The organism is Citrobacter freundii complex sp. CFNIH2 (assembly GCF_002880615.1).
Lineage (GTDB): Bacteria > Pseudomonadota > Gammaproteobacteria > Enterobacterales > Enterobacteriaceae > Citrobacter_A > Citrobacter_A amalonaticus_F.
This window is the reverse complement of record NZ_CP025757.1, coordinates 1,638,371-1,656,782: the sequence shown is the minus strand read 5'-3', so window position 1 is coordinate 1,656,782 and position 18,412 is coordinate 1,638,371. Positions and strand designations below refer to the sequence as shown.

At 58.1% G+C, this 18,412-nt stretch carries 17 protein-coding genes; 9 read left to right on the top strand and 8 right to left on the bottom strand.

Annotation, left to right across the window (positions count from 1 at the left end):
* The first annotated feature begins 1 nt into the window (after position 1).
* Positions 2–1,948 carry a DNA topoisomerase III gene (gene topB / locus WM46_RS08255; RefSeq protein ID WP_102601974.1) on the top strand — a complete coding sequence of 649 codons (1,947 nt, stop codon included), beginning with the start codon at positions 2–4 and terminating at the stop codon, positions 1,946–1,948.
* 18 nt (positions 1,949–1,966) lie between these two features.
* On the opposite strand, the gene gdhA is transcribed toward topB, so the two are convergent.
* Positions 1,967–3,310, bottom strand: a complete 1,344-nt coding sequence (gdhA, locus tag WM46_RS08250; protein WP_102601973.1) for an NADP-specific glutamate dehydrogenase — start codon at positions 3,308–3,310, stop codon at positions 1,967–1,969.
* Positions 3,311–3,563: 253 nt separating this feature from the next.
* On the opposite strand from gdhA, the gene WM46_RS08245 reads away from it, so the two are divergent.
* On the top strand, positions 3,564–3,824 hold the full coding sequence (locus WM46_RS08245) for a YnjH family protein (protein ID WP_262360493.1): 261 nt from the start codon (positions 3,564–3,566) through the stop codon (positions 3,822–3,824).
* Here the strand turns inward: WM46_RS08245 and WM46_RS08240 are convergent.
* Positions 3,784–4,197, bottom strand: a complete 414-nt coding sequence (locus tag WM46_RS08240; RefSeq protein ID WP_102601971.1) for a pyrimidine (deoxy)nucleoside triphosphate diphosphatase — start codon at positions 4,195–4,197, stop codon at positions 3,784–3,786. The genes WM46_RS08245 and WM46_RS08240 overlap by 41 nt on opposite strands.
* A 78-nt stretch (positions 4,198–4,275) precedes the next feature.
* Here WM46_RS08240 and WM46_RS08235 point away from each other — a divergent pair, with 78 nt between their 5' ends.
* Together WM46_RS08235 and WM46_RS08230 are read left to right on the top strand one after the other, a co-directional pair.
* Positions 4,276–4,845 carry a carboxymuconolactone decarboxylase family protein gene (locus WM46_RS08235; protein ID WP_102601970.1) on the top strand — a complete coding sequence of 190 codons (570 nt, stop codon included), beginning with the start codon at positions 4,276–4,278 and terminating at the stop codon, positions 4,843–4,845.
* Positions 4,838–5,467 carry a CDP-alcohol phosphatidyltransferase family protein gene (locus WM46_RS08230; RefSeq protein WP_102601969.1) on the top strand — a complete coding sequence of 210 codons (630 nt, stop codon included), beginning with the start codon at positions 4,838–4,840 and terminating at the stop codon, positions 5,465–5,467. Before WM46_RS08235 ends, WM46_RS08230 begins: the two co-directional genes overlap by 8 nt.
* A 45-nt stretch (positions 5,468–5,512) precedes the next feature.
* Here the strand turns inward: WM46_RS08230 and WM46_RS08225 are convergent, their stop codons facing one another.
* The 6 genes from WM46_RS08225 to xthA all read right to left on the bottom strand — a co-directional run bounded on the left by WM46_RS08225 (position 5,513) and on the right by xthA (position 11,704).
* A complete protein-coding gene (locus WM46_RS08225) occupies positions 5,513–6,820 on the bottom strand; it encodes a rhodanese-like domain-containing protein (protein WP_102601968.1) in 1,308 nt (435 codons plus the stop codon).
* An 87-nt stretch (positions 6,821–6,907) separates the two neighbouring features.
* On the bottom strand, positions 6,908–7,540 hold the full coding sequence (locus tag WM46_RS08220; protein WP_102601967.1) for an ATP-binding cassette domain-containing protein: 633 nt from the start codon (positions 7,538–7,540) through the stop codon (positions 6,908–6,910).
* Entirely contained in the window at positions 7,540–9,075 is a 1,536-nt protein-coding gene (locus WM46_RS08215) for an ABC transporter permease subunit (protein WP_102601966.1), read from the bottom strand. The genes WM46_RS08220 and WM46_RS08215 overlap by 1 nt, the downstream gene beginning before the upstream one ends.
* Entirely contained in the window at positions 9,048–10,211 is a 1,164-nt protein-coding gene (locus tag WM46_RS08210; protein ID WP_102601965.1) for an ABC transporter substrate-binding protein, read from the bottom strand. Before WM46_RS08210 ends, WM46_RS08215 begins: the two co-directional genes overlap by 28 nt.
* Before the next feature lie 2 nt (positions 10,212–10,213).
* Complete coding sequence (locus tag WM46_RS08205; protein ID WP_061077305.1) at positions 10,214–10,888, bottom strand: TVP38/TMEM64 family protein; 675 nt, start codon at positions 10,886–10,888, stop codon at positions 10,214–10,216.
* Positions 10,889–10,897: 9 nt separating this feature from the next.
* Positions 10,898–11,704, bottom strand: a complete 807-nt coding sequence (gene xthA / locus WM46_RS08200; RefSeq protein ID WP_187394466.1) for an exodeoxyribonuclease III — start codon at positions 11,702–11,704, stop codon at positions 10,898–10,900.
* A gap of 445 nt (positions 11,705–12,149) precedes the next feature.
* Here xthA and WM46_RS08195 point away from each other — a divergent pair, with 445 nt between their 5' ends.
* From WM46_RS08195 to astE, 5 genes are read left to right on the top strand one after another with little or no spacing between them, the layout of a single operon-like run.
* Entirely contained in the window at positions 12,150–13,370 is a 1,221-nt protein-coding gene (locus WM46_RS08195; RefSeq protein WP_061077307.1) for an aspartate aminotransferase family protein, read from the top strand.
* Positions 13,367–14,401 (top strand): arginine N-succinyltransferase, encoded by a 1,035-nt coding sequence (gene astA, locus WM46_RS08190; RefSeq protein ID WP_102601964.1) that lies wholly within the window; start codon positions 13,367–13,369, stop codon positions 14,399–14,401. Before WM46_RS08195 ends, astA begins: the two co-directional genes overlap by 4 nt.
* Positions 14,398–15,876 carry a succinylglutamate-semialdehyde dehydrogenase gene (gene astD, locus WM46_RS08185; protein WP_102601963.1) on the top strand — a complete coding sequence of 493 codons (1,479 nt, stop codon included), beginning with the start codon at positions 14,398–14,400 and terminating at the stop codon, positions 15,874–15,876. Before astA ends, astD begins: the two co-directional genes overlap by 4 nt.
* Complete coding sequence (gene astB / locus WM46_RS08180; protein WP_102601962.1) at positions 15,873–17,216, top strand: N-succinylarginine dihydrolase; 1,344 nt, start codon at positions 15,873–15,875, stop codon at positions 17,214–17,216. The genes astD and astB overlap by 4 nt, the downstream gene beginning before the upstream one ends.
* Positions 17,209–18,177, top strand: coding sequence for a succinylglutamate desuccinylase (gene astE, locus WM46_RS08175; protein WP_102601961.1), 969 nt, complete (start codon positions 17,209–17,211; stop codon positions 18,175–18,177). Before astB ends, astE begins: the two co-directional genes overlap by 8 nt.
* Positions 18,178–18,412 lie beyond the last annotated feature (235 nt).

Sequence of the window (18,412 nt, the reverse complement as noted above, 5' to 3'; positions counted from 1 at the left end):
AATGCGGTTGTTTATTGCCGAAAAGCCGAGTCTGGCGCGTGCCATTGCCGATGTGTTGCCTAAACCGCACCGCAAGGGCGATGGCTTTATTGAATGCGGTAACGGTCAGGTGGTGACCTGGTGTGTTGGTCACCTGCTTGAACAGGCGCAGCCTGATGTCTATGACAGTCGTTACGCGCGCTGGAATCTGGCCGATCTGCCGATCGTGCCGGAAAAGTGGCAATTGCAGCCGCGTCCTTCCGTGACTAAACAGCTCAACGTGATCAAGCGTTTTCTGCATGAGGCCAGTGAGGTTATCCATGCCGGAGACCCGGATCGCGAGGGGCAACTGCTGGTGGACGAGGTGCTGGATTACCTGCAACTGGCGCCGGAAAAGCGTCATCAGGTGCAGCGCTGTCTGATTAACGATCTCAACCCCCAGGCCGTTGAACGTGCGATTGAACGTCTGCGCTCAAACAGCGAATTCGTGCCGTTGTGCGTGTCGGCTCTGGCCCGCGCCCGCGCGGACTGGCTGTACGGCATCAACATGACCCGTGCGTATACCATTCTCGGGCGTAACGCCGGTTATCAGGGGGTGCTCTCCGTCGGGCGCGTACAGACGCCGGTACTCGGGCTGGTTGTCCGCCGGGACGAAGAGATCGAGAACTTCGTTGCCAAAGATTTTTTTGAAGTGAAAGCACATATCGTGACCCCTGCGGATGAACGCTTCACCGCGATCTGGCAGCCGAGCGAAGCGTGCGAACCCTATCAGGACGAAGAGGGGCGATTATTACACCGTCCGCTGGCTGAGCATGTGGTCAACCGCATCAACGGCCAACCGGCGATGGTCACCAGCTATAACGATAAACGGGAATCAGAATCCGCGCCGCTACCGTTCTCGCTGTCAGCCTTACAGATTGAAGCGGCGAAACGCTTTGGCCTGAGCGCGCAGAACGTGCTCGACATCTGCCAGAAGCTGTATGAAACCCACAAACTGATTACCTATCCGCGTTCTGACTGTCGCTATCTGCCGGAAGAGCACTTTGCTGGACGTCACGCGGTGATGAACGCCATCGGCGTGCATGCGCCGGATCTGCTGCCGCAACCGGCGGTAAATCCCGATACCCGTAATCGCTGCTGGGACGATAAAAAGGTTGATGCCCACCACGCCATTATTCCTACTGCGCGCAGCAACAGTATTAATCTGACGGACAATGAAGCGAAGGTATACAACCTGGTAGCCCGTCAATACCTGATGCAATTCTGCCCGGATGCGGTATTCCGTAAATGCGTGATTGAACTGGATATCGCGAAGGGTAAATTCGTCGCAAAGGCCCGGTTCCTTGCCGAAGCGGGCTGGCGAACGCTGCTGGGCAGTAAAGAGCGGGATGAAGAGAACGACGGCACGCCGCTGCCGGTGGTAGCGAAAGACGATGAACTGCTGTGCGAAAAGGGCGAAGTGGTTGAACGTCAGACCCAGCCGCCGCGCCATTTTACCGATGCCACGCTGCTGTCGGCGATGACCGGGATTGCGCGCTTCGTTCAGGATAAAGATCTGAAAAAGATCCTCCGCGCAACGGACGGGCTGGGCACCGAGGCCACCCGCGCCGGGATCATCGAACTGCTGTTTAAGCGCGGTTTTCTGATCAAAAAAGGGCGTTATATCCACTCTACCGATGCCGGAAAAGCACTGTTCCACTCCCTGCCGGAGATGGCGACCCGTCCGGATATGACTGCTCACTGGGAGTCAATTCTGACGCAAATCAGCGAAAAACAGTGCCGTTATCAGGATTTCATGCAGCCGCTGGTGGGGACGCTGTATCAGCTGATCGATCAGGCGCGGAGTACGCCGGTACGTCGCTTCCGTGGCATTGTGGCGCCTGGCGGTGACGGCGGAGAGAAGAAGAAGAGCGCGCCTCGTAAACGCGCGGCGAAAAAAAGCCCGCCATCAGCAGAGGCGGGCCTGTAATTCGGTTTGCAGGGGGACTTAAATCACACCCTGACCAAACATGGCGTCGGCAATCTTCACGAAGGCGGAGATGTTCGCCCCACGGACATAGTTGGTCTGCTTGCTTTCACCGCCGTACTCGACGCAGGCATGGTGAATATCAAGCATGATGTGGTGCAGACGGGCATCCACTTTCTCCGCCTTCCAGCTCAGACGCGCCGCGTTCTGTGCCATTTCCAGACCGGAGGTGGCAACGCCACCGGCGTTCGCCGCTTTGCCCGGTGCAAACAGCACACCGGCTTCAAGGAACAGATCGGTCGCTTCGATGGTGGTTGGCATGTTTGCCCCTTCCGCCACCGCTTTCACGCCGTTGGCGATAAGCTGACGGGCAGCGTCGATATCGAGTTCGTTCTGCGTGGCGCACGGCAGAGCGATATCGACCGGCACTGACCACGGTTGTTTGCCTTCCAGATAGGTCAGGCCAAACTCACGGGCATAGTCCGCCACGCGACCGTCACGGCTGGCTTTGATTTCGCACAGACGCGCCAGTTTCTCTTTCGTAAAGCCGCTCTCATCCACGACGGTGCCGCTGGAGTCGGAGGCCGTCACCACGCGAGCGCCAAATTCCATCGCTTTTTCAATAGCAAACTGCGCCACGTTGCCGGAGCCGGAAACCGCCACGCGCATTCCTTCAAAGCCGAGACCATGACGTTTGAGCATCGCTTCAGTGAAGTAGACCAGGCCGTAGCCTGTGGCTTCCGGACGGATCAGACTGCCGCCAAAGGAGAGCCCTTTGCCGGTAAACACACAGGCGCTGTTATTGGAGAGCTTACGCATCATCCCGGCCATAAAGCCCACTTCTCGACCACCCACGCCAATATCACCGGCAGGAACGTCAGTATCCGGGCCTAAATGACGGTACAGCTCCGTCATCAGCGCCTGGCAGAAACGCATCACTTCGCCTTCACTTTTGCCTTTCGGATCAAAATCGCTACCGCCTTTACCACCGCCCATCGGCAGGGTAGTCAGCGCGTTTTTAAAGGTTTGCTCAAAGCCGAGGAACTTCAGGATCGACAGGTTAACGGAAGGGTGGAAGCGCATCCCGCCTTTGTACGGGCCAATCGCCGAGTTGAACTGCACGCGCCAGGCGCGGTTAACCTGGACCTGATTACGGTCGTCCAGCCACACGACGCGGAACTGAATCACACGCTCAGGCTCAACCAACCGTTCCAGCAACGACATTTCACGATAACGCGGATTTTGCTCAATGAACGGCCACAGGGTGGTCATGACTTCGCGGACGGCTTGCGCGAACTCGGTTTGATTCGGGTCGCGCTTTTGTACATGGTTGAGGAATGATTCCAGAGAGCGTGTCTGATCCATAGATATAAAAACCTCTTATATTTTAATGTGGTTGTAATTATGTTGTTTGTATTAAGTGCGTTTGCAGATTTTGACTATACCACCAGGAATGTGACGGATAGCAAGAAAAAAATGCCGGTGCCAGGCAAATTAATAACCAGACGGCTGTCATAACGAAAAACGATGACAGAAGAGAGTAAAGTTTCCCGCGCGGGTTACCGTTATACTGAGAACAGTCCCGAAATAGTAAGGAAACCCTATGCGTTTTATCGCGATGACGGCAGCGCTGATGACACTCTCTTTATCCACCCTGGCGAATCAAAGCATTCGCCCGGATGTTCAGGTGAACGTGCCGCCGGAGGTCTTCAGTTCCGGCGGACAGCGCGCGCAGCCCTGTAGTCAGTGCTGCATTTATCAGGATCAGAATTATTCAGAAGGGGCGGTGATTAAAGCCGATGGCGTGTTGCTGCAGTGCCAGCGTGACGAGAAAACGCTCAGCACGAATCCGCTGGTCTGGCGTCGCGTAAAATCATAAAGGCGTTAAGCAGCGGAATATCGGCAGGGGCGAGCGGATAGTCCAGCGCGGCGTGCGGCTCGCACCACACCAGTTGCTGATGCTCATGCGCGATCACTTCTCCGCTGAACGCCGGGACATGCCAGGCATGCAGATGAATCATCCGCCCGGAGACTTCACGCTGATGGCTGGCAATATAGCGCCCCACCGTGGCCTCAATTCCCAGTTCTTCGCGCAGTTCGCGGACCAGCGCCTGCGGCTGCGTTTCGCCTGCTTCCACTTTGCCACCGGCAAATTCCCATAAGCCTGCCTGATCCGCCTGCGGCGGGCGCTGGGCGAGCAAAATCTGGCCATCACGTTCAATGATCCCGGCAACAACGTCGAGGGTTTTCATCATATTCGTCAATGTTCAACAGCAGAAAGTGACATACTATCGTCATCTTTGATTGACCTGAAGTCCCAGGAGTCTTCCTTGAACGATCCGCAATCGTGGGTAACGCCGCTCACCCGTCTCCCTGTCAGTCTCAACCCTCTCGTGATGACGCAAAGAAAACACTACGGCGAGGTATTACACCCGACGCGCTGGTGGGGGCGGATGCCATTTTTGTTCTGGCTGGTGGCGCTGTTTGTGGGGTTTCTCGAGCGTAAACGTGCGCGTCTGACGCCGGTGATGCGAGCGCTGCTGATGACGCGCGTGTCGCAGGTCTGCCACTGCGCATTCTGCGTGGACGCCAACAGCTTGCGCCTGGCAGAACGCTGTGGCGCGATGGACAAAGTGCTGGCGGTGGCGGACTGGCAAGCATCGTCGCTTTTTACACCAGAAGAGCGTGTTGCGCTGGCTTATGCTGACGCGGTGACCGCCACGCCGCCGCGGGTAGATGATGCCCTGAAAGCGCAAATGAAGCAGCATTTCAGCGATGACGTTATTAGCGAGATGACCGCGCTGTTGGCTTTCCAGAACCTCTCGGCGCGCTTCAATGCCGCGCTGGATATCCCGTCGCAGGGATTGTGCGACAGTCTCAAAGGAGCGCCGCGTGCTTGACAGACATTTGCATCCACGGCTTAAACCGCTGCTCCACCGTTGCGCAGGCGTGCTCGACAGGCCAGGGGTTTCCCCGGACGGCCTGACGCTGGTTGGGTTTGGCCTCGGCGTACTGGCGTTGCCGTTTCTGGCGCTGGGTTGGTATCTGGCGGCGCTGGTGGCGATAGTCCTGAACCGACTGCTGGACGGTCTTGACGGTGCGCTGGCGCGACGTCGGGGGCTTACCGATGCGGGCGGCTTTCTTGATATCGCGCTCGATTTTCTGTTTTACGCGCTGGTGCCGTTCGGCTTCATTCTGGCCGACCCGCAGCAGAATGCGTTGGCAGGAAGCTGGCTGTTGTTTGCGTTTATCGGCACCGGCAGCAGTTTTCTCGCCTTTGCCGCGCTGGCCGCGAAGCACAATATCGACAACCTTGGCTACGCGCATAAATCGTTTTATTATCTCGGTGGATTGACCGAGGGAACGGAAACCATCGCACTCTTTGTTCTCGGCTGCCTTTTCCCGGCGTATTTTGCCGTTCTGGCATGGGTCTTCGGCGCGCTGTGCTGGATGACGACGTTGACCCGCGTCTGGAGTGGTTATCTGACGCTGAAAAGGTTACAGGGGAAAAATGAGGGGTGAACGCCGGATAGCGGTAAAGCGCTTACACTGCCATCCGGCAATCCATTATAGACTGCTGTCCGGGCCGCGTTCGCCTGTGGACACCGGGTTTTTCGGATCCTTGCTCCACTCGTACCAACCGCCGTCATAAACCGCGACGTTTTTCCAGCCCATCGCCCGGGCGTACATAAACGTCTCTGACGCGCGCCAGCCGGTGCCACAGTAAAAGGCGACCTGCTGATCCGGCAGAATGTGCCACTGCTTCCACATGCTGGCGATGTCATCCGCGCTGCGCATGGTGCCGTCCGGGTTATGGAAATCTTCCATATGCGTCGAATCGCTGCCGGCATGTCCCCAGCGCGCCCCGGCAATTTCACCTTTTGGCTTGATATAGCTGTAGCCGCTGGTGGTGCCGATAAATTCTGGCCAGGAGCGAATGCTGACCAGCGAAGCATCCTGACGGTGCAACAGTTCGCGCGCTTGTGCCATATCAAGCATCAGCTGTGGTTGCGCCGGAATGGTCACGCCAAAATCGGGCTCCGGTTTCACTTTCGCCGGCGTGCCGCGCTCGACCGGCAACCCCGCGTCGGACCAGGTCTGCCAGCCGCCGTCGAGCAAACGAACGTCTTTCACTCCGGCATACAGCATGATCTGCGCCACCCGCGCGGCCGCGTAAACATCGCGACCGTACAGGATCACCGTTGTGTCGTGACGGATACTGTGTTTCGCCAGCATCGCCTGCAGACTGGCGTCAGAGACCTTGTTCCACAGCGGTTCGCTTTCCACCTCGTTGGTGTCAATGTAATCCGCGCCAGGAATATGGCTGAGCAGATAAAACTTCGGCGCCCCCCAGGCCGCTTCGATGATTTTCCAGTCACCGGCAGGTTTCGCGGTCACCTCTTTACCCTGCTGCAGGTCATGCAGCCATTGCGGATAAACCAGCTGCTCGAAATGCGGCAGTCGTTGCAGGCGGGCCGGATCCTGCAGCGCGTCGCTCAGCGTGACAACCTGTTGCAGCCCGGCTTTTTGCAGTCGGTCTTTCACCGCCTGCACGTCGCTGTCATTACCGTACAGTGCGACAGGAGCGTCGGCTTTCAACTGATGCTGTTGGATCCAGGCGTTGAGCTGCTCGTCACTCATGTTGTCGAGCCAGCGGGCAGAGAGGTTCAGGGCGGAAGGTTCATGTCCGGAAGGGCCATTTAACGACTGCGGCCAGCCATTGTAGAACGCGCCTGGACGGGTATCGATTGCCGTACCCTGTTTTTGCGCCAGTTGTGTGAAGTTGAGCGCCTGCGCCATATCAGCAGCCCAGGAGGAAGCGCAAGCGAGCCCTAAAGCCAGTGCCAGCGCGGTCATTTGAGAAACACGTTTCATCGAATTGCCCGACGTTGAGATAAGAAGGCGCCATTCTGTGCTCGCTGAAGGTGAAAAACTTTGCGTTAACGCAGTATGTCAACAGTTTCACGACGCGGACGATAACGACAAAACGTAACCGCCCGGCGGAACATCCTGCGCGTCATGGGTGACCTGAACAACGGGAATGTCCAGCCGACGCACTTCGTCAAAGACCCACTGACGAAAGTCTGCCCGACGGTCAGCATCAAGACGGCTGAACGGTTCATCCAGCAGCAACGCTTTGGGCTGCGCCAGCAGGGCGCGAAGCAATGCAACCCGTGCGCGCTGACCGCCGGATAGCGTGGCGGGATCGCGAGAAGACAATCCCGCCATGCCCGCGCGTTCAAGCGCGTGTTGAACCTTATCTTGCCGAGCCGCGCCTTTCAGACGGGCAGGAAGCGCTAATAGCAGGTTTTGTCCCACCGTAAAGTGATCAAATAGCAGGGCATCCTGAAATAAAATACCGATCTGCCGACGGGCGGTGGGGAGCCTATCCAGACGCTGCTCGTCCAGCCACAGTTCACCGCCAGCATGCAGCGGCGGCGTCAGCGCGCCCACCATCCAGGAGAGCAATGAAGACTTACCGCAGCCGGAGGAACCCATTAATGTGACAATGTCACCTTTTGCCACCTCGAAGGTTAACGGGCCAAATAGCGGGGTCTGGTGAAGAAACAGGGAAAGATGGCGAACGGTGAGCATTAGCGCAATCCTTGTCGGCGGTGGCCGACCCATAATGAGAGCCCGGCCATTAGCGTGAACACGACTAGCGGTAACAGCAATTGCCAGAGCGCCTGCGTGGCCAGGATACCGGTACTGCCGCCGCTGCTGAGGGCGACCGCTTCCGTCGTCAGCGTCGGGAAACGGCCTGCGCCCAGCCACAGGGTCGGCATATACTGCGCGATGCTGACGGAGAAACCGACCGCCAGCGTCACCAGTACCGGACGCAAAATCTGCGGACATTTTATGGTGCAAAAGATTTTCAACGGTGACCAGCCCAGCGTCCGGGCAATCAGTAGCAGACGCGGGTCGATGCGCTGCCAGGCCGGTTTCAGGACAAACAACATCCACGGCACCACCCACAGCAGATGTCCCCAGATGAGCGTAGCAAGCTGACCGTCCAGTTCAAGGTGTAATGCCAGCGCATATTGGCCCATCACCAGCGGCAGCGCCGGAAGAAGGATTGGCAGCCAGACCCACCGGTGTCCGCGCTGCGGTCCCCATTCCAGCCATAGCAGCAAAATGACCATCCCCAGCACGCTGGCGGCCAGTCCGATCGCTACGCTGTGGGTTAACGCGTCGAGATTGAGCGCCGATTGCTGCGCAAGAAAGGCCAGTAATACCGTGCAGAGCACGCCCGCGGTGGGCAGCGACAGTGACAACGCTTTTCCCGTTACGGGCGAAACGCGGCGTTGACGTACGCCACTGAGGTCAGGGAGCGTGCGTCGCCAGCCGCGCCAGAGCAGATAACCCGCGAGCGCAAAGAGGGCGAGCAGCGCCAGCAAGAGCAGGCTTGCCAGCGCGCCTTTGATCTGCTGTTCGCTGTCTCCCTGACTAAGCCATTGCCACGAGAGGACCGCCAGCGTTGGCGGATTGCCGGGGCCGAGGATAATGGCAACATCCACCGCCGAAATGGTCCATGCCACCACGGCCAGCATCACGGCTCCCAGTGCGGGGGCGATAGTGGGTAAGATCAACCAGCAGAGCGTCTGCCGGCGGTTGTAGCCCAGTGAATCCAGGACAATAACCTGCTGAGCGAGCCGTTTCTCACTCAGCAAAATGGATAAAATCCACAGCACGAAAGCGCTCTCTTTCACCGCCAGGGTCGCGCCCAGCCCGATGCCGTAGCGATCAATCGCAGGAGAGAGAAAAGGCAGGGCGCGCCAGAGCAGTCCGCCTTCGGCGAAAAGCAGCAGCGCGGCGCTGGCAAACGCGACATGGGGAATGGCCAGCAACCATGGCAGGCGGGTACTCAACCGTCGCCAGCGTATGCCGGGCCAGAGCGTCACTACAATCGTTAACGCAATAAACAGCGCGCCAGCGGCGGCGATGAATACCGAAACCACGGTCGCCAGCAACGCCTGCGGTAACTGCGGATCGGCAAAAAGTGCCTGCCAGTTCGCCAGTGACAGCGCGGGCGCGATCAGCAACACGCTGGCAGGCAGTATTGGCGCATAAATCGTGGCCATGCCCAGCCAGGCGAGAAGCATTAGCGCGAGCCGTAGCGGCGCAGCCATTCTTGCTCCAGTGCGTTAACCCAGGCCGCATGAGGCTCAGGCAGGACGGCGGGCAGTCCGTCCGGAATGCGCGCTTCCAGCGCAGCCTGTTGTGCTGCGGGGAGTTTTTTCGCATCCAGCACCGACGGATCGCCCCAGACTGTCGGATCGGCCTTACGCAGCTGTGCGTCAGGAGAGAGCAGGAAGTTGGCGACCAGTTTCGCTCCGGCGCTGGCGCGGGCATTGGCCGGAATCGCGACAAAGTGCACGTTGCCAATCATCCCTTCGCTAAACCCAAAGCTGTAGCTGTGTTTTGGCAATTCACCGCTGGTGACCTTTTGCTGAGCGTGCGCCGGGTTGAAGGTCAATGACAGGCGCAATGTCCCACTCTTGAGCAATGCGTCCATCCGCGCCGGAGACGGCGGGAAATCCTTCCCTTCTCGCCACAGACTCGGATGCAAAGCATCGAGATAGCGCCACAGCGGCGCGGTCACACCGGCAAAGGTGGTGGCGTCCGGCGCGACGATGAGCGCGTGCGGATTGTCAGTCAGCGAGATTAATAACTGTTCCAGAAACGCCGTGCCGGTAAAGTCCGGCGGTCGCGGGTAACTGACGGTGCCTGGATGCGCCCGGGCAAATGCTAACAGCGCCTGCGGACTCTGCGGGGGCTGTGGCGTTACGTCGCGATCCGCGATAAACGTCAACTGCGCGCCACCCCACGGTGACTCAGCCCCGTCAGTGGGAATCGAGAAATCTTCACGTACCGGTTTGAGCGTATCAACATAGCGCCAGTTGGGCAGCGTTTCCGCCCACTGGGTTTGCAACAATCCTGCCTCTTTCAGTGTGCGGAAGTTTTCGCCGTTGACCCACAGCAGGTCGACAGAACCGCCGGTGTTCCGTCCGGCGGCGGCTTCCGTCTGGATGCGCTTCACGGCATCAGCGGCATCGGCGAGACGCACGATTTTAAGAGTGACCGCATAGTGGGTTTTCATCTCGCCACTGACCCAGTCAAGATACTGGTTAACGGCAGTGTCTCCGCCCCAGGCGTTGAACCAGACGGTCTGGCCTCGGGCCTCATTCTGGATCTGCTGCCAGCGTTGTTCGGCGTGTCCCGGAGCGGTCAGCAACAGGCTCGCAAGTAGTAATCCCCAGCGCATAATTACTCCTGAAAAAAACGTGTGACCAGCCAACGGGAGGCCAGCGGTAATAATCCCAACAGGGCAAAAGCGGCCAGCATCGCGGGAGAAATGATGTCACGTATTGATGTTAACTGGCTTAACTGGCGTCCGGCATTCAGATAAACCACGGTGGCAGGCAACATCCCCAACTGGCTGACCCACCAGTAACGGCGCACGCCAACGGCGGTGAGACCTGCAAGCAGGTTGACGACAACGAATGGAAACAATGGCATCAGGCGTAGCGCAAAGAGATAAAAGGCGCCGTCCCGCGCCATCCCGTGATTCACCGTGGCCATATGCCGGGAAAACCGCCGCGACACCCAGTCACGCAGCAGGTAACGACTGGTGAGCATGGCGAACGTGGCGCCCAGCGTTGAGGCAAAAGAGACCAGCAGCGTGCCTTGCCAGAGGCCAAACAGCGCACCGCCGAGCAGCGTCAGCAGCGCCGCGCCAGGAATCGACAGCGCCGCGACGGCGGTATAGAGCAGAAAATAGAGGCTTGCACTGAGAAAAGGGGACTGGCGCTGCCAGTCCGCCAGCAGTGAATGATTGTGCTTAAGCGTCTCCAGCGTGAGCAGGCCGGGGGGCAACGCCCAGAGCACCCCGACGAGACAGAGGATCAGTACGCCCGTTACCCCCAATTTTCTGGCGTTCACGGTTGTGCATCAGACCTTAAATTTTGCCCATACCGGCGCATGGTCAGACGGTTTTTCCATGCTGCGGATTTCATAGTCGATACCGGTTTCCACACAACGCTCCGCCAGCGGCTGGCTTGCCAGCAGCAGATCGATACGCAGACCGCGGTTATCATCAAATCCCTTCGAACGGTAATCAAACCACGAGAATTTGTCGGTGGTTTCCGGGTGCGCGTGGCGGAAGGTGTCAACCAGGCCCCAGCCCAGCAGGCGGTCCATCCACTCACGCTCTTCCGGCAGGAACGAACATTTACCCGTCCGTAGCCAGCGCTTGCGGTTCTCTTCGCCAATGCCGATATCCCGATCGGACGGACTGATATTCATATCACCCATGATCAGCACCGGGTTGTCGCGCTTCAGTTGGTTGTCGAGATAGTTTTGTAAGTTCTGATAAAACTGCGCTTTGGCCGGGAATTTAATCGGATGGTCGCGGCTTTCACCCTGCGGGAAGTAGCCGTTGATCACCGTCAGATTGCCCAGCGGAGAAGGGATTTCCGCCATGATGATGCGGCGCTGAGCCTCTTCGCCATCATCGGGAAAACCCCGGCGCACGGCGATGGGCGTCTCTTTGGTCAGCAGCGCCACGCCATAGTGACCTTTCTGCCCGTGGTAGAAAACGTTGTAGCCGAGTTTTGCGACATCTTCGAGCGGGAACATGTCGTCGTGAACTTTTGTCTCCTGCAGGCCAATGACATCGGGTTGGTGTTTTTCGACGATGGCTGCCAGTTGATGAGGTCTGGCGCGCAGGCCGTTGATATTAAAAGAGACAAATTTCATAGTCGCTGCCATTTTGCTGGATGAATAGTGCATGGATGGTAGCAGAATTTCCGCAGACTGACTGCCCATAATGGTGAGATTCCGGCAATGGATGCGAATGGTGTTAACAATGGGGCAATGTCTGCCCTGTTTTAGGGCGGATTGCGTCAGAATGGCGCAGTAATTTCCTGTAAATTTCGTAGATGATCACATTTCCAGAATTATATCTTGGCTGTGCATAATATTGCGTTTTTTCCTCTATTTACTCCTCTTTCACGCAAACATATTCACTTTCTATGCACATATAGTGAATATCGCTGGGTTATAACTCATTGATTTTCCGTTGTAGTCAGCCGTTTATGCATTTTTTTCGCTGGCTGGCACGAAGACTGCAATCTACATTTACAGCGCAAACACTACTATTTATTAACATATAAATAACTATTTATTTACCGATGAGGTCGCTATGTCTCAGTCAATTACGCGTGAAAATTTTGATGAATGGATGATGCCCGTTTATGCACCGGCGCCTTTTATTCCGGTACGTGGCGAAGGTTCACGCTTGTGGGATCAGCAGGGTAAAGAGTATATCGACTTCGCGGGAGGTATAGCGGTCAACGCGCTGGGACACGCGCATCCGGAACTGCGTGAAGCGCTGAATGTGCAGGCGAGCAAATTCTGGCATACCGGCAATGGCTATACCAACGAGCCGGCGCTACGACTGGCGAAAAAGCTCATCGACGCCACCTTTGCCGATCGCATCTTCTTCTGCAACTCCGGGGCTGAGGCCAACGAGGCGGCGCTGAAACTGGCGCGCAAATATGCGCACGACCACCACGGCAGCAATAAGAGCGGCATTGTAGCGTTCAAGAACGCCTTTCACGGTCGTACGTTGTTCACGGTCAGCGCTGGAGGACAACCGGCCTATTCGCAAGATTTCGCGCCGCTGCCGCCGGATATCCGCCACGCCGTCTACAACGACATTAACTCTGCCAGCACGCTGATTGACGATACCACCTGCGCCGTCATCGTCGAACCGATGCAGGGGGAAGGTGGTGTTGTGCCTGCAACCCAGGCCTTCCTGCAAGGGCTGCGCGAGCTGTGCGATCGACATAATGCGTTGCTGATTTTTGATGAAGTGCAGACCGGCGTGGGTCGCACCGGTGAACTGTACGCCTACATGCACTATGGCGTGACGCCGGATTTGCTGACTACCGCCAAAGCGCTGGGCGGCGGGTTCCCGATTGGCGCGCTGTTGGCCAGTGAAAAATGCGCCAGCGTGATGACCGTCGGGACTCACGGCACAACCTATGGCGGTAATCCGCTGGCGACCGCCGTCGCCGGGAAATTACTCGATATCATCAATACGCCTGCGATGCTGAACGGGGTGAAACAGCGCCATGACTGGTTTGTGGAGCGTCTGAACGCCATTAACCTGCACACCGGGCTGTTCAGTGAAATTCGTGGCCTGGGACTGTTGATTGGCTGCGTGCTGAACGATTCGTTCGCCGGTAAAGCCAAACAGATTTCCCAGGAAGCGGCGAAAGCGGGCGTAATGGTGCTGATTGCCGGGGGCAACGTGGTGCGTTTTGCACCGGCGTTGAACGTCACGCAGGAAGAGGTCGCCAGCGGTCTCGACCGTTTTGCGCTGGCCTGCGAACAGATTAAAGCCGGAGGTTCATCATGATGGTGATCCGCCCCATTGCGCACGCCGATATTAGCGCGCTGATGCAACTGGCCAGTAAAACCGGCGGCGGGCTGACCTCGCTGCCGGCCAATGAAGCCACGCTGGCGGCGCGTATTGATCGCTCCCTGAAAACCTGGCGGGGCGAATTGCCGAAAAGTGAACAAGGCTATGTTTTTGTGCTGGAGGATCTGGAAACCGGCACCGTGGCGGGGATTTGCGCGATTGAAGTCGCCGTGGGGCTTAACGACCCCTGGTACAACTATCGCGTAGGGACGCTGGTGCATGCTTCAAAAGAGCTGAACGTCTATAACGCGCTGCCGACGCTGTTTCTCAGTAACGATCACACCGGCAGCAGTGAGTTGTGCACACTGTTCCTCGATCCCGACTGGCGTAAAGAGGGCAACGGTTATTTGCTGTCGAAATCGCGCTTCATGTTTATGGCCGCGTTTCGCGACCGCTTTAATGAAAAAGTGGTCGCGGAAATGCGCGGCGTGATCGACGAGCACGGCTATTCCCCGTTCTGGCAAAGCCTGGGGAAACGCTTTTTCTCGATGGAGTTTACGCGAGCTGACTTTCTTTGCGGCACCGGGCAGAAAGCGTTTATCGCCGAACTGATGCCAAAACATCCGATTTATACCCACTTCCTCTCTGACGAGGCGCAGGCGGTCATTGGCGAAGTGCATCCGCAGACGGCCCCGGCGCGCGCGGTGCTGGAGAAAGAAGGGTTTCGCTATCGCAATTACATCGACATTTTCGACGGCGGGCCGACGCTGGAGTGTGATATCGACCGGGTACGGGCGATCCGCAAAAGTCGGCTGATAGAGGTCGTCGAAGGGCAGCCCGCAACCGGTGATTTCCCGGCCTGCCTGGTGGCGAATGAAAACTACCACCACTTCCGCGTCATGCTGGTGCGCGCCGATCCGAATACACAGCGTCTGGTACTGACCGCCGCTCAACTGGATGCCCTGAAATGTCACGCAGGCGATCGGGTTCGTTTTGTCCGTCTCTGCGCAGAGGAGAAAACGGTATGACTTTATGGATTAACGGTGACTGGGTGACCGGTCAGGGTGAACGTCGGGTGAAAAAGGATCCTGTGCAGGGCAACGTGCTCTGGGAAGGCCACGATGCCGATGCCGCGCAGGTGATGCAGGCCGCTCGCGCTGCCCGCAACGCGTTTCCGGCCTGGGCCAGACGTCCCTTCAGCGAACGGCAGGCGATTGTGGAAAAATTCGCCGGGTTGCTGGAGAGTAATAAAGCGGATCTGACCGCCATTATCGCCCGTGAAACCGGCAAGCCACGCTGGGAAGCGGCGACGGAAGTGACGGCGATGATCAACAAAATCGCAATTTCCATCAATGCCTATCACGCCCGCACCGGCGAGCAGCAAAGTGAGTTGCCCGACGGCGCGGCGACGCTTCGTCACCGTCCGCATGGCGTGCTGGCGGTATTTGGCCCCTATAACTTTCCGGGACATCTGCCGAACGGGCACATTGTGCCGGCACTGCTGGCGGGCAACACTTTACTCTTTAAGCCCAGCGAACTGACGCCGTGGACCGGAGAAGCGGTGATTCGACTCTGGGAACAGGCCGGTCTGCCGCATGGCGTGCTGAATCTGTTACAGGGTGGTCGGGAAACGGGACAGGCGCTGAGTGCGCTGGACGCCCTCGACGGACTGCTGTTTACCGGCAGTGCGAATACGGGCTATCAGCTGCATCGCCAGCTTGCCGGACAACCGGAAAAAATCCTTGCCCTCGAAATGGGCGGCAACAATCCGCTGATTATTGAGGATCCGGCGGATATCGATGCGGCGGTGCACCTGACTATTCAGTCCGCGTTTGTGACGGCGGGGCAGCGCTGTACCTGCGCACGTCGCCTGCTGGTGAAAAAAGGCGCGCAGGGGGACGCGTTTCTCGCCCGGCTGGTGGACGTCAGCCAGCGTATCCAGCCAGGCCGCTGGGACGATGAGCCGCAACCGTTTATCGGCGGTATGATCTCCGAACAGGCGGCGCGTCATGTGTTTGACGCCTGGCAACAGCTTGCATCACTCGGCGGACAGACCCTGCTGGCTCCGCGCTTGTTACAGGCCGGTACCTCGCTGCTATCACCCGGCATTATTGAATTGACGGGCGTGGCGAATCTGCCCGATGAAGAGGTCTTCGGTCCGCTGCTTGGCGTCTGGCGCTATGAGCGCTTCGACGAGGCGATCGCCATGGCCAATAACACCCGCTTTGGTCTGTCCTGTGGACTGGTTTCGCCCGATCGCGCGCAGTTCGACCAGTTATTGTTGGAAGCGCGCGCGGGGATCGTCAACTGGAACAAGCCGCTCACCGGTGCCGCCAGTACCGCGCCATTTGGCGGCGTGGGCGCTTCCGGAAACCATCGCGCCAGCGCGTGGTATGCCGCCGATTATTGCGCCTGGCCGATGGCCAGTCTGGAATCCCCGGCGCTGACGCTGCCAGCCACGCTGAGTCCCGGCCTCGATTTTTCGCGTGAGGAGCCCGTATGAAAGCACGTGAGGTCAATTTCGATGGGCTGGTAGGGTTGACGCACCATTATGCCGGGCTGTCGTTTGGCAACGAGGCGTCCACCCGGCATCGTCATCAGGTTTCAAACCCCCGTCTGGCGGCGAAGCAGGGGCTGCTTAAAATGAAGGCGCTGGCGGATGCGGGATATCCGCAGGCGGTGATCCCGCCGCACGAGCGGCCGTTTATTCCTGCATTACGCCAGTTGGGGTTTAGTGGTAGCGATGAACAGGTGATTGAGAAAGTGGCGCGTCAGGCGCCGCACTGGCTCTCCAGCGTCAGCTCCGCGTCGCCGATGTGGGTGGCAAATGCCGCGACGGTGGCGCCGTCGGCGGATACGCTGGATGGTAAAGTGCACCTGACGGTTGCGAACCTCAATAATAAATTCCACCGTTCACTCGAAGCGCCCACCACGGAGGCGTTGCTGCGGGCGATCTTCCGCGATGAACGTTATTTCGCTGTGCATTCCGCGCTGCCGCAGGTAGCGATGCTCGGCGATGAAGGGGCGGCTAACCATAATCGCCTCGGCGGTGAGTATGGCGAGCCGGGGACGCAGCTTTTTGTCTACGGGCGCGAAGAGGGCGGCAATACGCGACCTTCCCGCTATCCTGCACGTCAAACCCGTGAAGCCAGCGAGGCGGTAGCTCGCCTGAATCAGGTGAATCCACAGCAATGTATTTTTGCTCAGCAGCACCCGGAGGTCATTGACCTTGGTGTGTTTCACAACGATGTGATTGCGGTCTCGAACCGGGAAGTGCTGTTCTGTCATGAACAGTCCTTTGCGAGACAGAATGAGGTCATGAATCAACTGCGCGCCCGGGTGCCCGGTTTTACTCCTGTTGTGGTGCCAGCGGCTGACGTGTCGGTGCCGGATGCGGTCGCGACGTATCTGTTTAACAGTCAACTGTTGAGCCGCGATGACGGTTCGATGATGCTGGTCCTGCCACAGGAGTGTCGCGAACATGCGGGCGTGTGGCGCTATCTGACGAACCTGCTGGAAGCCGAGAATCCGATCCGCGACATGCGGGTGTTTGACCTGCGCGAGAGCATGTCAAACGGCGGTGGGCCAGCCTGCCTGCGGCTGCGAGTGGTGTTGACCGCAGAAGAATGCCAGGCGGTCAATCCGGCGGTAATGATGAATGACGCTCTGTTTACTTCGCTCAACGACTGGGTGGATCGCTACTATCGCGACCGCCTGACCGCCGCGGATCTCGCCGACCCGCAACTGCTGCGGGAAGGGCGCGAAGCGTTGGATTCACTGACTCAACTGTTGCAGCTTGGCTCTGTCTATCCGTTCCAGCAATCGGGAGGCGGGCATGGATGATTTCCTTGCCGCCACGCTGGCGGGGACGATGCCGGAGGTCCGTGAAGGTGAAGGGGCGGGCTTTCGCTGGCGCTGGGTAGACGCCGGTATTCTCGAACTCACCCCCGTCACGGTGACCGACCGCGCGCTGGTGATCTCCGCCGGTATTCATGGCAACGAAACCGCGCCGGTAGAGATGCTCAATGCGCTGCTGCTGGCGCTGTCAAAAGGGGAGATAACGCTACGCTGGCGGCTGTTGGTGATCCTCGGCAACCCGCAGGCGCTGGCTGCCGGGAAGCGCTATTGCCACAGCGATATGAACCGGATGTTTGGCGGGCGCTGGCAACAGTTTAGCGAAAGCGGCGAGACGCAGCGTGCACGTCAACTGGAACACTGTCTGGAAGATTTTTATGCGGCGGGCACGGAGTCGGTGCGCTGGCATCTCGATCTACATACCGCCATTCGGGGTTCGTACCATTTGCGTTTCGGCGTGTTGCCACAGCGTCCCATCCCCTGGGATGAGACGTTTCTTGGCTGGCTGGGCGCCGCGGGACTGGAAGCGCTGGTGTTTCATCAAACGCCGGGAGGCACGTTTACCCACTTTAGTGCTCAACACTTCGGCGCGCTCGCCTGTACGCTGGAGCTTGGCAAAGCCTTGCCATTCGGTCACAACGATCTCCGCCAGTTTGCTCCGACGTCTGCCGCGCTGACCTGTTTACTGTCGGGGCAGATTGACCAGGCTGACGGCACGCCGCCAGTCCGCTATCGGGTGGCGTCGCAGATCACCCGGCGCAGCGACGCGTTTGTGCTGCACATGGACAGCCAGACGCTCAACTTCACGCCCTTTACCGCCGGCACGCTGCTGGCGGAAGAGGGCGACGAGCGTTTTGTCGTCACCCATGACGTGGAATACGTTCTTTTTCCCAACCCTGGCGTGGCGCCGGGATTACGTGCGGGACTGATGCTGGAGAAATTGCGCTGACTTATTTCCCGCAGGCGAAGGCCTGTGGGTTTTAATTTATCGTGCGCCAGGAAATTAATCCGGATTATTCCTGGAGAACGGCTTTATTTATCATCAGTGCTCAGGTATAGTTCTTCATATTCCCTGCAAAATCATGCTGTTGTCATTTTTCCTTTCAACTCTTCGCAATAATTTCTTTTTTTCTCCACAATTGGCGAAAAAATGTTTTTTACACTTTCATTGTTTTACCGATGCT